This is a genomic window from Pseudomonas fontis (assembly GCF_028656955.1).
GTDB classification, from domain to species: domain Bacteria; phylum Pseudomonadota; class Gammaproteobacteria; order Pseudomonadales; family Pseudomonadaceae; genus Aquipseudomonas; species Aquipseudomonas fontis.
In genome coordinates this window covers 125,973-140,262 of the sequence record NZ_JAMDGY010000011.1, presented here as the reverse complement: position 1 = coordinate 140,262, position 14,290 = coordinate 125,973, and the positions used below count along the sequence as shown (strand labels likewise).

13 protein-coding genes are annotated in these 14,290 nt (G+C 63.0%); 4 read left to right on the top strand and 9 right to left on the bottom strand.

Annotated elements, in window-relative coordinates; genetic code table 11:
• Window positions 1-2,607 (bottom strand): leucine--tRNA ligase, encoded by a 2,607-nt coding sequence (gene leuS, locus M5G11_RS03660; RefSeq protein WP_273909574.1) that lies wholly within the window; start codon window positions 2,605-2,607, stop codon window positions 1-3.
• A 238-nt stretch (window positions 2,608-2,845) separates the two neighbouring features.
• Here leuS and M5G11_RS03655 point away from each other — a divergent pair, with 238 nt between their 5' ends.
• Window positions 2,846-3,163, top strand: coding sequence for a hypothetical protein (locus M5G11_RS03655; protein WP_273909575.1), 318 nt, complete (start codon window positions 2,846-2,848; stop codon window positions 3,161-3,163).
• 126 nt (window positions 3,164-3,289) lie between these two features.
• Window positions 3,290-4,051, top strand: coding sequence for a YdcF family protein (locus tag M5G11_RS03650; protein ID WP_273909576.1), 762 nt, complete (start codon window positions 3,290-3,292; stop codon window positions 4,049-4,051).
• Here M5G11_RS03650 and lnt read toward each other — a convergent pair.
• The 4 genes from lnt to M5G11_RS03630 are packed head-to-tail and all read right to left on the bottom strand — an operon-like array spanning window position 4,048 to window position 7,907.
• Window positions 4,048-5,565 carry an apolipoprotein N-acyltransferase gene (gene lnt, locus M5G11_RS03645; protein ID WP_273909577.1) on the bottom strand — a complete coding sequence of 506 codons (1,518 nt, stop codon included), beginning with the start codon at window positions 5,563-5,565 and terminating at the stop codon, window positions 4,048-4,050. The genes M5G11_RS03650 and lnt overlap by 4 nt on opposite strands.
• A gap of 8 nt (window positions 5,566-5,573) precedes the next feature.
• Window positions 5,574-6,413 (bottom strand): HlyC/CorC family transporter, encoded by an 840-nt coding sequence (locus M5G11_RS03640; RefSeq protein ID WP_273909578.1) that lies wholly within the window; start codon window positions 6,411-6,413, stop codon window positions 5,574-5,576.
• A gap of 5 nt (window positions 6,414-6,418) precedes the next feature.
• Window positions 6,419-6,913, bottom strand: coding sequence for an rRNA maturation RNase YbeY (gene ybeY, locus M5G11_RS03635; RefSeq protein ID WP_273909579.1), 495 nt, complete (start codon window positions 6,911-6,913; stop codon window positions 6,419-6,421).
• Window positions 6,906-7,907, bottom strand: coding sequence for a PhoH family protein (locus tag M5G11_RS03630; protein ID WP_273909580.1), 1,002 nt, complete (start codon window positions 7,905-7,907; stop codon window positions 6,906-6,908). Before M5G11_RS03630 ends, ybeY begins: the two co-directional genes overlap by 8 nt.
• A 206-nt stretch (window positions 7,908-8,113) precedes the next feature.
• On the opposite strand from M5G11_RS03630, the gene M5G11_RS03625 reads away from it, so the two are divergent.
• Entirely contained in the window at window positions 8,114-8,440 is a 327-nt protein-coding gene (locus M5G11_RS03625; RefSeq protein ID WP_273909581.1) for a DUF1820 family protein, read from the top strand.
• Window positions 8,441-8,449: 9 nt separating this feature from the next.
• Here the strand turns inward: M5G11_RS03625 and M5G11_RS03620 are convergent, their stop codons facing one another.
• The 4 genes from M5G11_RS03620 to M5G11_RS03605 all read right to left on the bottom strand — a co-directional run bounded on the left by M5G11_RS03620 (window position 8,450) and on the right by M5G11_RS03605 (window position 11,981).
• Window positions 8,450-9,010, bottom strand: a complete 561-nt coding sequence (locus M5G11_RS03620; RefSeq protein ID WP_273909582.1) for a tetratricopeptide repeat protein — start codon at window positions 9,008-9,010, stop codon at window positions 8,450-8,452.
• Between the two features lie 225 nt (window positions 9,011-9,235).
• Complete coding sequence (hemL, locus tag M5G11_RS03615) at window positions 9,236-10,519, bottom strand: glutamate-1-semialdehyde 2,1-aminomutase (protein WP_273909583.1); 1,284 nt, start codon at window positions 10,517-10,519, stop codon at window positions 9,236-9,238.
• A 15-nt stretch (window positions 10,520-10,534) separates the two neighbouring features.
• The gene (gene thiE / locus M5G11_RS03610; RefSeq protein ID WP_273909584.1) at window positions 10,535-11,161 is read right to left on the bottom strand and encodes a thiamine phosphate synthase; all 627 of its coding nucleotides are present in this window, start codon (window positions 11,159-11,161) and stop codon (window positions 10,535-10,537) included.
• Window positions 11,162-11,183: 22 nt separating this feature from the next.
• Window positions 11,184-11,981 (bottom strand): hydroxymethylpyrimidine/phosphomethylpyrimidine kinase, encoded by a 798-nt coding sequence (locus M5G11_RS03605; protein ID WP_273925247.1) that lies wholly within the window; start codon window positions 11,979-11,981, stop codon window positions 11,184-11,186.
• Between the two features lie 262 nt (window positions 11,982-12,243).
• On the opposite strand from M5G11_RS03605, the gene M5G11_RS03600 reads away from it, so the two are divergent.
• Complete coding sequence (locus M5G11_RS03600; protein ID WP_273909586.1) at window positions 12,244-14,229, top strand: sensor histidine kinase; 1,986 nt, start codon at window positions 12,244-12,246, stop codon at window positions 14,227-14,229.
• The last annotated feature ends 61 nt before the right edge of the window (window positions 14,230-14,290 follow it).

The following is a 14,290-nucleotide window of genomic DNA, read 5'->3' as shown; positions in this document are numbered from 1 at the left end:
TCAGTTGGCGACGATGTTGACCAGCTTGCCCGGGACCACGATCACTTTGCGAATGGTCAGGCCTTCGGTGAAGCGCAGCACGTTCTCGTTGCTGCGCGCCTCGGCTTCGACTGCTTCGCGGCTGGCCGTGGCGGGCATCTCGATCTGGCCGCGCAGCTTGCCGTTGACCTGGATCACCAGGACCAGGCTGTCTTGCACCAGGGCGCTTTCGTCCAGTGCTGGCCAGCCGGCATTGATCACGGCGCCTTCGTGGCCCAGCTCATTCCACAGTGTGTGGCTGATGTGCGGGGTGATTGGCGCGAGCAGCAAGGCCACGGTTTCCAGGCCTTCCTGCAGCAGGGCACGGTCCTGTTCAGTGGCGTGCGGGGCTTTCTCCAGCACGTTCATCAGGGTCATCACCTGGGCGATGGCGGTGTTGAACTTGTGGTGTTGGCCCACATCGGTGCTGGCTTGCTTGATCGCCGCGTGCGTGGCACGACGGATGACCTTCTGGGCGTCGTCGAGGCCGGCGATGTCCAGCGCAACGGTCTTGCCCCGGCCCACATGGGCCTGGGCCAGGCGCCATACGCGGCGCAGGAAGCGGTTGGCACCTTCAACACCGGAGTCAGACCATTCCAGGCTCATGTCGGGCGGCGAAGCGAACATCATGAACAGGCGGCAGGTATCGGCGCCGTAGACGTCGATCATCGACTGCGGGTCGACGCCGTTGTTCTTGGACTTGGACATCTTCTCGGTGCCGCCGATTTCCACCGGCAGGCCGTCGGTCTTCAGGCGGGCGCCGATGATCTTGGCCTTGGCATCGCGTTCGATCTCGACGTCAGCCGGGTTGAACCAGTCCTTGCCGCCATTGCTGGCCACGCGGTAGTAGGTTTCGGCAACGACCATGCCCTGGGTCAGCAGGTTCTTGAACGGCTCGTTGGAGGTGACCAGGCCTTCGTCACGCATCAGCTTGTGGAAGAAGCGCGCGTACAGCAGGTGCAGGATGGCGTGTTCGATGCCACCGATGTACTGGTCGACCGGCAGCCAGTGGTTGGCCGCTTTCGGGTCAACCATGCCGCCTTCGTAGTTTGGCGAGGCGTAGCGGGCGAAGTACCAGGACGACTCGACGAAGGTGTCCATGGTGTCGGTTTCGCGCTTGGCCGCAGTGCCGCATTTAGGGCAGCTGCACTCGTAGAACTCGGGCAGGCGCGCCAGTGGCGAACCGGCGCCGTCCGGCACCACGTTCTCCGGCAGGGTGACCGGCAGTTGGTCTTCCGGCACCGGTACATCGCCACACGATGGGCAATGGATGATCGGGATCGGGCAGCCCCAGTAGCGCTGGCGGCTGATGCCCCAGTCGCGCAGGCGGAACTGGGTGCGGGATTTGCCGAGTTCTTTCTTGATCAACGCCACTTCGATGGCATCGAAGGCGCCGGCGAAGTCCAGGCCGTCGAACTCGCCGGAGTTGATCAGCACGCCGTGCTCGCCATAGGCGGCGTCCCAGGTGCTGGCGACCTGGTCGCCGGCGCTGGTGCGTACCACGGCCTTGATTGGCAGGCTGTACTTGGTGGCGAACTCGAAGTCGCGCTCGTCGTGGGCCGGCACTGCCATTACCGCGCCATCGCCGTAGTGCATCAGCACGTAGTTGGCGATCCACACCGGCAGTTTTTCGCCGGTCAGTGGGTGCTCGACCAGCAGGGAAGTGGCGACGCCTTTCTTCTCCTGGGTGGCGATGTCGGCTTCGGCAACGCTGCCGCCCTTGCACTCGTCGATAAACGCTTGCAGTTCAGGGTTGCCTTGCGCAGCCAGGGTGGCCAGCGGGTGCTCGGCGGCCACGGCGACGTAGGTCGCGCCCATCAGTGTGTCCGGGCGGGTGGTGAAGACTTTCAGTGCACCGGCTTCGCCGATGCTGGCCTGGTTGTACGGGAACTGTACTTCCATGCCGCGCGACTTGCCGATCCAGTTGCGCTGCATGGTCTTGACCTGTTCAGGCCAGCCCGGCAACTCGTCGAGGCTTTCCAGCAGCTCGTCGGCGTAGTCGGTGATCTTGAAGTAGTACATCGGGATTTCGCGCTTCTCGATCAGCGCGCCCGAACGCCAGCCACGGCCGTCGATGACCTGTTCGTTGGCCAGAACGGTCTGGTCAGCCGGGTCCCAGTTCACGGTACCGTTTTTACGGTAGATCACGCCTTTTTCGAACAGGCGGGTGAACAGCCATTGTTCCCAGCGGTAGTAGTCCGGCTTGCAGGTGGTGACTTCACGCGACCAGTCGATGGCCAGGCCCAGGCTCTTGAGCTGGGTCTTCATGTAGTCGATGTTTTCGTAGGTCCACTTGGCCGGGGCGACGTTGTTCTTCATCGCGGCGTTTTCAGCCGGCATGCCGAAGGCGTCCCAGCCCATTGGCTGCAGGACGTTTTTGCCGAGCATGCGCTGGTAGCGCGCGATCACGTCACCAATGGTGTAGTTGCGCACGTGGCCCATGTGTAGCTTGCCGCTTGGGTACGGGAACATCGACAGGCAGTAGTAAGTGTCCTTGCCTGGCAGTTCACTGACTTTGAAAGACTGTTGCTCGTCCCAGTAAGTCTGGGCGGCGGCTTCGATTTCGCGGGGCTGATAGAGTTCGTGCATGGCTACTTTGCGCTGAGAAATGGGAGACCTTATCCAGGCAGGTTTAAAACCGTTGCGCCCGGCATTCCGGTGTCAAGAGTGAACGCCGTAGCATACATGACCCCCGCGCGTCGTGGGAAACCCTGATTGCAGTGGGGTGACTGGCGCGGGCCGTTGGTCGCGGCGTCCAGCCGCTTTTTCGAGTAACGCTAAGCTCATGTGTGGGGGAGATAAATTATATCTTCAATGAGGTGAACGGATGGGAGAGTCGCAGCTACAAGCACTGAAACCGGAGCTGTACGAGCGGTTGATCGATCGCCTTGGTTTAGCCCTGGACGTTGCCAGGACTGCCGTTCGATTACGCGATGAAATGCCAGCTGAACTGGAGTTGCGCGGTTTGAGCCACGCAGAATTCGAAGTGATTAAAGCTTACCTGGCCTCAATGCCGGGAGGCGGGCATGGATGCGCCGGCACACAGCAGCAACCGGAGCCAGTGCCTTCGGCCAATATAGTCTGGCTCAAGGACAAGAAACGCTCCACTAACTCGACACCGTCCCGCACGCAGCAGGTCAAATAGCCGTTCGGGATGCCAGGGCGCAGGCGGGAGTGCGCCGCATGCAGGATTCGGATCTGATCGGCACCGGGCTATTGTTGCCCGGTGCCAATCCTCTTAGGCTGCGCGCACCTCATGGAGAGATGCCCGATGCCGTTTCGTTACTTCCTCAAACAATTGCTCATGCCGCCAGGCGTCCTGTTCCTGCTGCTGCTTGCTGCTTGGTGGCTACGTAACAGCTGGCCGCGGACCGCGCGCCTGTGTTTCGCGACTGGGTTGGGGGGCTTGCTGCTGATGAGCCTGCCGGTGGTGGTGGAGCAGTCGGCGCGTGCCCTGGAGAGCGTTCCGGCGTTGCAGATGGACCAGTGGGCGGCCTTGGCCGGGCAGGCTGATGCGATTGTGGTCCTGGGGGCCGGGCGTGAGCGTGGTGATCCGGCCTGGGGCGCCGTCGACCAACCGACGGGTACTGCGCTGGAGCGCATGCGCTACGCCGCACAGTTGGCCAAGGCGTCCGGGTTGCCGTTGCTGACCAGTGGCGGGCTGCACTACGGCTCACCGCCGAGCGAGGCTCGGTTGATGGCCGATTCACTGCGTCGGGACTTCGGGGTCGAAGTGCGCTGGCTGGAAGAGCAGAGCCATACCACCTGGGAAAACGCCACCTTCAGCGCGGCGATGCTCTTGCCCGAAGGTAAAAAGCGCGTGGTGGTGGTCACCCAGGCCTGGCACATGCCACGTTCGGTCTGGAGCTTCGAGCAGGCCGGCTTCAGCGTGGTGCCTGCGCCGGTAGGCTTTCTGGGCAAGGACCACGGGCGCCCGTTCGGTGGCTGGATGCCAGAGAACAAGGCGCTGTGGCAGAGCGGCCAGTTGCTCAACGAGATCACTGGCCTGGTCGGGTACCGGCTTTTCTACTAGACGGTCCGGGCAATCCGGCTGGCCAGCAGGGCCCAGCCGAGCAGCAGGGTGCAGAGGATCACCAGTGGCCACGAACGCCATTGCAGGTAGGGCGTGAGCTGCTGCATTGGCACCACTTCACCATAGAGAATGCCGCGCTCGAACTGCGGGATCTGCGTGGTGATCTGGCCAAATGGGTCGATCAGCGCGGTGACGCCATTGTTGGTCGAGCGGATCATCCAGCGCCCGGCTTCCAGCGCGCGCATCTGCGCCATCTGCAGGTGTTGCAGCGGGCCGATGGAGCGGCCGAACCAGGTGTCGTTGCTGATGGTCAGGAGCGCGTCGCTTTTCGCCGCAAGGCTGGCGGAGAGTTCCGGGTAGACCACTTCGTAGCAGATCAACGGGGCAAACTGATAGCCCTTGGCCTGGAGCAGTGGCTGGTCTTCCGGGCCGCGGGCGAAGTCGGACATCGGCAGGTCAAAGAACTCGATCACCCCGCGCAGCATGTCTTGCAGCGGCACGTACTCGCCAAACGGCACCAGCTTTTGCTTGAAGTAGGTGCCATCGCCTTCACCGACCACGGTGATGCCATTGAAGTAGCGCCGTTGCTGGTGCACCACTTCGCGCACCGGTACGCCGGTGATCAGCGCCGAATGACGGTCTGAGGCAAAGCTGCTCATCATGTCCAGGTAGCCCTGGGCGGACTCCTTGAGCACAGGCACGGCAGTTTCCGGCCAGACGATCACGTCCACCTGTTTGCTGCTGAACGTCATGTCGCGGTACAGCGCCAGCTGGGCATTGAGCTGGGCCGGGTCCCATTTCAGGCTTTGTTCGACGTTGCCCTGAATGGCGGCGATTTTCAGTGGGGCGCCGGACGGCTGGGTCCAGGCGTGGCCTTTGAGTGCCAACCCGATCACCCACGGCGCCAGGAGCAGCACCACGCCGATGGCCAGGAAGGATTTGCGCTCGCGCAGACGGTACAGGTTGCACAGCAGCGCAGCGGTCAGGGCCAGGCTGAAGGAGATCAGCCACATGCCGCCCAGCGGGGCAAGCCCGGCCAGCGGGCCGTCCAGTTGGCTGTAACCGGAGTAGAGCCAGGGGAAACCGGTGAGGAACCAGCCACGGAACGCCTCCTGCGCCAGCCACAGGGCGGCAAAGCCCAGGGCGTCGGCCAACGGCGCTTCGCTGCGGCGCAGCCAGCGCGCCCAGGCCCAGGCCGGCAAGGCGAAGAACCAGGCTATGGCGGCGAAGAACAGCAGCATCAGCCCGCCGGCAAGCAACGCTGAGGCGCCGCCGTAGGTATGGATACTGACGTAGATCCACCAGGTGCCGGCGGCGAACAGGCCGAAGCCGTAGCACCAGCCGCGCCACAGCGCCTGGCGCGGGCTGAGCTCGCGCAGGCCGAGGTAGAACAGGCCCAGTGCGACCAGCGCCAGGGGCCACAGGTCGAATGGTGCGAGTGCCGGGGTGGTCAGTGCGCCGGCCGCCATGGCCAGCAGGTTACCGGGCCAGCCGGGGCGGGTGATCCAGCGCATGGTTGTCCTTAACGGGTGATGGGGGTCAAGCGCAGCAGGTGTATCCGGCGGCTGTCGGCGTTGAGGATACGGAAGCGGTATGGCCCGATTTCAGTGGTTTCGTTGCGCTTGGGCAGGTGGCCGAAGGCACTCATGACCAAACCGCCAACAGTATCGAACTCGTCATCGGAGAAGTTGCTGTCGAAGAACTCGTTGAAGTTCTCGATCGGGGTCAGCGCCTTGATCAGGAAGTCGCCGCTGGGCAGCGGCTTGATGTAGCTGTCTTCCTCGACGTCATGCTCGTCCTCGATGTCGCCGACGATCTGCTCCAGCACGTCTTCGATGGTCACCAGGCCTGCCACGCCGCCGTATTCGTCAATGACGATGGCCATGTGGTTGTGGTTCGCGCGAAACTCGCGCAGCAACACGTTCAGGCGCTTGGACTCGGGCACGAAGGTGGCCGGGCGCAGCAGGTCCTTGATGTTGAAGCTGTCGCCGTTCTCCTTGAGGATGAGCGGCAACAGGTCCTTGGCCAGCAACACGCCGAGGACATCATCGTGGCTTTCGCCAACCACCGGATAGCGCGAGTGCGCGGCGTCGATCACCGCCGGGAGGAACTCCCGTGGCGATTGCGAGGCCTTGATGCTCATCATTTGCGAGCGCGGCACCATGATGTCGCGCACCTGCAGGTCAGCGACCTGGATGGCACCTTCGACAATGGTCAGCGCTTCGCTGTCGAGCAGCTTGTTCTGGTGGGCTTCGCGCAGCAGCTCAAGAAGCTCCTGGCGGTTTTTCGGCTCATGGGCAAAAGCCTGGGTCAGTTTACCCAGCCAGGACTTTTGCCCGGTGCTCGATCGATCTTCGCTCATGGCGGTTACTCGTGATCCTTGCAGATATCAGTGTGGGGTGAATCGTCTTCGTCGTCGGCGTACGGGTCCGGATGACCCAGTTCGGCAAGCAACTCGCGTTCCAATGCTTCCATTTCCTCGGCTTCCTCATCGTCGATGTGGTCGTAGCCGAGCAGGTGCAGGCAGCCGTGGATGACCAGGTGCGCCCAATGCGCCTCCAGGGCCTTGCCCTGTTCGGCAGCCTCGCGCTCGACCACCGCGACGCAGATCACCAGATCGCCCAGCAGCGGGATATCCAGCAGGTCGTCGGGGACGTCGGCGGGGAAGGACAGCACGTTGGTGGCGTAATCCTTGTGCCGGTAGGTGTGATTGAGCTCACGGCCTTCGGCTTCATCCACCAGGCGGATGGTCATCTCCGAGTCGGCACTGCGCTGGCGCAGGGCCAGCTCGCACCAGCGGCGGAACAGGGCATCGTCCGGGGCAGCAGCATCCGTGGCCCGTTGCAGGTCAAGTTCAAGCATCGTGACGGGTGCCTGCGCTGGTTTCCTGCGGACGGTTCTCGAAGCGCTCGTAGGCCTCGACGATGCGTTGCACCAAGGGGTGGCGCACCACGTCCTTGGGCTGGAAGTGGGTGAAGCTGATGCCGGGAACGTCCTTGAGCACTTCGACGACGTGCGCCAGGCCCGACTTGGTGCCGCGCGGCAGGTCGACCTGGGTGACGTCACCGGTGATCACGGCGGTGGAGCCGAAACCGATCCGCGTGAGGAACATCTTCATCTGCTCAAGCGTGGTGTTCTGGCTTTCGTCGAGGATGATGAAGCTGTTGTTCAGGGTGCGCCCGCGCATGTAGGCCAGCGGGGCGATCTCGATCACCTGGCGCTCGATCAGCTTGGCCACGTGTTCAAAGCCGAGCATCTCGTACAGCGCGTCATACAGTGGGCGCAGGTATGGGTCGATCTTCTGGGCCAGGTCGCCCGGCAGGAAACCGAGCTTTTCGCCCGCCTCGACCGCTGGACGCACCAGCAGGATGCGGCGCACCTGTTCACGCTCCAGTGCATCAACCGCGCAGGCCACCGCCAGGTAGGTCTTGCCGGTACCGGCCGGGCCAACACCGAAGTTGATGTCGTTGGCGAGGATTTCCTTCACGTAGCGCTGCTGGTTGACGCCGCGTGGGCGAATCATGCCCTTGCGGGTACGCAGCGATACCGACACTTCGTTGACCGCTGGGTGTTCCAGCGCTTCGACGGAGGATTCCTGGAGGAACAGGTGGACCATGTCCGGCGACAGCTCGGTAGCTTTCGCCTCGCGATAGAGACGACGCAGCAGTTGCTCGGCAGACGTGGTGTGCTTGGGTTCGCCGATCAGTTCGAACTGATTGCCGCGGTTGCGGATCTCGATGGCCAGGCGTTGTTCGATCAGGCGCAGGTGCTCGTCGAACTGCCCGCACAAGTTGGCGAAGCGGCGAGCCTCGAAGGGCTCGAGGATGAAGCGATGAGGTTCTATGGGTGCGTTCAAGGTCGTTTATAGCCGCCCGACGGCAATGGAATTGGATTCAAGGATAACCCCAGTGACGATGCTGCGAAAGCGCTGAAACGATCAAGGGTCGCCAGGCCCGTGGCGATGGCCGCCAGGACGGCGGTCAGGCGCGCGTATCCAGGGGATTGGCAGGCGGCGCTATGGTATAGTTTGCGGCTTCTTACCACCGATTGTTCCAGTCAAAAATGACAAAGCGTGAAGCCCCTATCTACAAAGTGATCTTTCTCAACCAGGGTCAGGTGTTCGAGATGTACGCCAAGCAGATCTATCAGAGTGATCTGTGGGGCTTTCTCGAAATCGAGGAGTTCGTCTTCGGCGAGCGCACCCAGGTTGTCGTAGACCCGAGCGAAGAGAAACTCAAGGCCCAGTTCGAAGGCGTTGTGCGCAGCTTTGTGCCGATGCATTCGATCGTGCGCATCGATGAAGTCGAGCGTTTGGGTACACCGAAGATCAGCGAGGCGCGAGGGATGGGCAACGTGATGCCATTCCCGGTGCCGATGCCCGAGAAGTAATCGCGCTAATCAGGGCCTGGTGTCGGGCAGGGGCGAGAAGGGCGTACGGCCTTCGGCGGTCTGCAGTTCCAGCAGGTACTTGCGGAAGATCTGCCCGAGTACCTGGGTGGCCACTTCCAGCTCGTCGCGGGGCATTTTCTCTGACACTTCGTCCGCCAGGTCCAGCGCATCCTCGGCGCCGTTGACCGCGGCCATCTTCAGCACGATATAGGCCTGCACGTTGTTGGCGGCAACCCCTTCGCCCTTGGCGAACATGGTGCCCAGGCGCAGTTGTGCGTCGGCGTGGCCTTGCAGGGAGGCTTGCTCGAAGTAGTTGAGTGCTTGCTTGAGGTCGCGGGGGGTGTTCTTGCCGTCGTAGTAGTACTCGCCGAGCTCGAACTGTGCTTGCGCGTCGCCGGATTTTGCCGCGTCCTGGCAGGTGGCCAGGGCCTGGGGCATTTCTTCAGGGGGCGCAGAGAGGGTGCAGCGTCCCGTTGCGGGGATCAGCAACGAGTTACCGCCTGCTTGGGCCAGCAGGGGCTGAAGTAGCAACAGGCAGCCCAGTGCAAGGGCGCGGCCGGCGCGGTTCATGGTGATCGACTTACCTCTGCAAAGCTGCGGCCAAAGTGTCTGGTGGCACATTATGGGATAAGCGGCGCCAACCTTACAAAGTCTTTACTCGATTTTCTGTCGATCAGCGGCCAAAGGGCAGGCTGAACGTGAATATTCAGGCCCCATCGCCGGCAAGGCCGGCTCCCACAGAGGACCGTGTGGGAGCCGGCCTTGCCGGCGATGGGCTGCAGGGCAGCCCCCGTGTTACTTCAGCTTAGCGAACGCCCGCTCAGCTGCATCCAGGGTGATCTTCAGCTCGGTTTCACCATGCGCAATCGAGGTGAAGCCCGCTTCGAACGCACTCGGCGCCAGGTACACGCCACCTTCAAGCATCAGGTGGAAGAAGCGCTTGAAGCGCTCGGCGTCGCTGGCCATCACATCATCAAAGGTCACGATATCGTCGGCACCGCTGAAGTATAGGCCGAACATCCCGCCCGCCTGGGTGGTGACGAACGGTATACCCGCCGCATCGGCGCGCTGCTGCAAACCATCGAGCAGGCGGCTGGTGTAGGCGCTCAACTCGTCATGGAAGCCAGGACGGCTGATCAGCTTGAGGGTGGTCAGGCCGGCGGCCATGGCCAGCGGGTTACCCGACAGGGTGCCAGCCTGGTACACCGGGCCCAGCGGCGCGATCTGTTCCATGATGTGGCGTTTGCCACCGAAGCAGCCTACCGGCATGCCGCCGCCGACGATCTTGCCGAAGGTCGACAGGTCCGGGGTAACGTTGTAGTAGGCCTGGGCACCGCCCAGCGCGACGCGGAAACCGGTCATCACTTCGTCAAAAATCAGCACCACGCCATGTTGGTCACACAGTGTGCGCAAGCCTTCGAGGAAGCCTGGTGCCGGCGGCACGCAGTTCATGTTGCCGGCTACCGGCTCGACGATGATGCAGGCGACTTCCTGGCCAACGTCGCTGAGCATCTGCTCAACGGCAGCAATATCGTTGAACGGCAGGGTCAGGGTGTGTTTGGCAAACGCCGCCGGTACGCCGGCCGAGCTTGGCACGCCCTGGGTCAGCAGGCCGGAGCCGGCTTTTACCAGCAGGCTGTCGGAGTGGCCGTGGTAGCAGCCTTCGAACTTGATGATGCTGTCGCGGCCGGTGTAGCCACGGGCCAGGCGAATCGCGCTCATGGTCGCTTCGGTGCCCGAGCTGACCATGCGCACCATTTCCATCGACGGCACGATCGAGCAGACCAGGTCGGCCATCTCGGTTTCCATCGCGGTTGGTGCGCCGTAGGACAGGCCATGCACCAGTTGCTGGCGTACCGAGTCGAGTACGTCCGGGTGGCCGTGGCCGAGGATCATCGGGCCCCAGGAACCGACGTAGTCGACATAGCGCTTGTCATCTTCATCGGTGACGTAGGCGCCTTCGGCATGCTTGAAGAACAGCGGCGTGCCGCCAACGCTCTTGAAGGCGCGAACGGGCGAGTTGACGCCACCGGGGATGTGTTTCTGGGCATTGGCGAACAGTGTTTCGGAACGAGACATGTCAGGCTCTCTCAATCAGGCAGATGCGAACAGGGCGTTGAAGGCGCGGGCGCGGCGGGTGACTTCCTGCGCGCTGTCGGCGCCGAACAGCCCGTGGATGACTGCCAGCAGGTCAGCGCCATGGGCGACCAGCGGGGCAGCGTTGTCCAGGGTGATGCCGCCAATCACGGCTATCGGCAATTTGATCCGGGCGCGGGTCTGCTCCAGCAGTTCAACGCTGGCAGCGGGGGCGCCGGGTTTGGTAACGGAATTGAAGAAGCGACCAAAGGCCACATAGGTAGCCCCCTGGTCGGCAGCCTGCTCGGCCAGCTCCAGCTGGGCGTGACAGGTGGAGCCGATGATCGCGCTGCGCCCAAGCAGGGCACGGGCCGGAGTCAGCGGGCCATCGGTCTGGCCCAGGTGCACACCAACACCCAGGCGGGCGGCCAGTTCGGCGTCATCGTTGATGATCAACTGGGTATCGTAGCGCTCGCAGAGCCTGGCCAGGGCTTCGGCCTCGCGCAGGCGCTGGGCCTGGTCGTCACTCTTGTCACGGTATTGCAGCAGGGTCACGCCGCCATCCAGCGCCGCCTCGACCCAGGGCAGGAAGCGCCCGGCGAGCAATTGGCTGTCGGTGATGGCATACAAACCACGTAACTTCATCAAGGGACCTCGTGACGATCAATCAGGAACAGAAATCCAGCGGCAGGCGACGTGGCACGTATTGGCCTTTGCCCAGTTGCTCGGCGTCACGCAGGGTACGCCAGGTGTAGTCCAGTGCCGAGCGCACGGCGCTGTGCAGTTGCTCGCCCAGGGCCAGGCGACCGGCGAGGGTGCTCGCCAGGGTGCAGCCCGAGCCGTGATAGTTGCCGGGCAGGCGTTGGCAGGTCCAGGTTTGGCGTTGGCCGTCACGGCTGTACAGGCGGTTGTGAATCTCGTGCTCGTCGCCGTGGCCGCCGGGGATCAGCAGGGGCTTGACGTAGGGCAGCAGTTTTTCGGCGCATTCGTCGGCCGTGCCGTCCGGCAGTTCGGCCAGGATGCGTGCTTCAGGCAGGTTCGGGGTGGCAATGGTCGCGAGCGGCAGCAGGCGTTCGCGCATGGCGTAGCCGACTTCATCCTTGCCCAGGCGGCCACCGCCGCCTGCCCGCAGGACCGGGTCGCAGACCAGCGGCAAATGCGGATGCGCGCTGAGCAGTTCGACCACCGTGTCGACCATTTCCAGCGAGCCGAGCATGCCCAGCTTCACGGCGGCAACCGTCGAGTCGCTGAGCACGGCATTGGCCTGGGCCAGTACCCACTCGCGGTCGAGCACGCGGAAGTCGGTGACATTGACAGTATTCTGAACGGTCAGGGCGGTCACGGTCGGGGCGGCGTGACAGCCTTGGGCGATCAGGGCTTCGATATCTGCCTGCAAGCCGGCACCGCCACTGGGGTCGTGGCCGGAGAGACAGAGGACAACGGGGCGGGAGCTGTAGGTATTCATGGTGCGCGAGCTTACCACCAAACGCTTTTCTCGCGACTTCCGGTTGTACACAGTTTTTTCGACAATATGCCCTCCTGGTTTTTCTGTATCCTCTGAGAGTGCCGAGATAGAGCCTTTTCTTTAAATTTTAGGCTGGTTGCTGGTCGTCTCATGAAGCTATGCTAGAGTGCTCGGAAATCGATAACAGGCACTGCCGGATTTCGTCGTCTCAAACGGATAGGAGGCAACCGCGACGCGACCGCACAGGCCATGCTGGGGCTGTATGCGCTATTTGCTGATTGTTCTGCTGGGCTGGCTGCCATTGCTGGCCAGTGCCGTCGATTTCGACGACTCCACGCGCAGCGTGCCACTGGGGCGTGCGATGCAGGTCTACGAAGACCGCGACGGCTCGGCGAGTATCGCCCAGGTCAGCTCGCCCGACTTCGCCGACCAGTTCAAGCTGCACCGCAGCGACGTGCTCAATGCCGGGTACTCGACCTCGGTGTTCTGGCTACGTATCGACCTTCACTACCTCGCTCAAGCGCCAAGCGCGCCGCGCAGTTGGCTGCTGGAGCTGGCCTATCCGCCGCTCGATCACCTGGAGCTGTACCAGGCTGATGAAGCAGGGCACTTTCGTCTGACCCAGCGCACCGGCGATGCACTGCCCTATGCCAGCCGGCAGATCGCGCAGAACAACTACCTCTTCGAACTGCCCTTCGCGCCCGGCCAATCGACCACGGTCTACCTGCGCCTGCAAAGCGAGGGCTCGGTGCAGGCGCCGCTGACCTTGTGGGCCAGCGATGCGTACCTTGAAGCGCAGCCAACGCGCTTCTATGTGTTCGGGCTGATCTATGGCGCATTGCTCGCCATGCTGCTGTACAACCTGTTCATCTATGTCAGCGTGCGCGACACCAGCTACCTCTATTACATCCTTTATATCGCCTCGTTCGGGTTGTACCAGGTATCGGTCAATGGCGCGGGCGTGGAGTTCTTCTGGCCGAACAACCCGTGGTGGGCGAATGCGGCCACGCCGCTGTTTATCGGCGCTGCTGGTTTGTTCGGTTGCCAGTTCGCCCGCAGCTTCCTGCAAATGGCCCGGCACAGCCGGCTGGTCGACCGGGCGTTGCAGGGGCTGATGGCCTGCTCGGCGCTGGTCATGCTGATGTCGCTGACCCTCAGCTATGGCATTGCCCTGCGCCTGGCCACCGCGCTGGCCCTGGTGTTCACCGTGACCATTTTCAGTGCGGGGATCCTGGCCTGGTGGCGTGGCTTGCGCGTGGCGCGCTACTTCATCATCGCCTGGACGGCGTTCCTGCTCGGCGGGCTGATCAACACGCTGATGGTGCTGGGCTACCTGCCAAACGTGTTCCTGACCATGTACGCCAGCCAGATCGGCTCGGCGCTGGAAGTCTGCCTGCTGTCGCTGGCGCTGGCCGACCGCATCAACAGCATGCGCGAAGAGCAGGCGCAGACGTTGCGCCAGGCGGGCGAAACCCTGGAGTTGCTGAACCAGCAACTGGCCCACAGCAACCGGCTCAAGGATGAGTTCCTCGCCACCGTCACCCATGAGCTGCGCACCCCGATGAACGGCGTGATCGGCTCGCTGGAGTTGATGCAGACCGTGACCATGGACCAGGAGCTTACCCAGTACCAGCACACGGCCAGTGCGGCCGCGCAGAACATGATGCGCATGGTCGATGACATCCTCATCCTTACCGAGCTTCAGGCCGGCCGCTTGCACGCGCAACCGGAACTGTTCAGCGTGCGCGGCCTGTTGCATGAACTGCGCATACGCTTTCTGCCGCTGGCACTGGAAAAGGGCCTGTTCCTCAACCTGGACGCTGGCGCAGAGCTGCCCGACACGGTCTATGGCGACCGGCACAAATTGTCGCTGTGCCTGAGTTACCTGCTCGACAACGCGATCAAGTTCACCTCGCGCGGCGGCGTGCTGGTGCAGGTGCGGGCCAGTCGCATGAGCCCGCAGCACCTGAGCCTGACCTTCAGCGTGCGTGACAGCGGCATCGGCTTCACCTGCCTGGACGATGCCATGTTGTACCAGCGCTTCTTCCAGATGGACGGTTCGATGACCCGTGAGTACGGCGGCCTGGGCATTGGCCTGGCGATCTGCCGGCAACTGGCCGAATTGATCGACGGGCGCTTGCAGCACGAGTCGCGCCCAGGCGAGGGCAGTTGCTTTGAATTGAGCCTGCAGGCGCAGGTGCCGGCCGGGTTTGCCGGGGCGCTGATGCAAGGGGCATATCGCGGCTAATTCGGCGTGTTTGTCACTTTGAGCCGGGGGCGGGGCGTGATTCACTGACTTTTCAGTCACG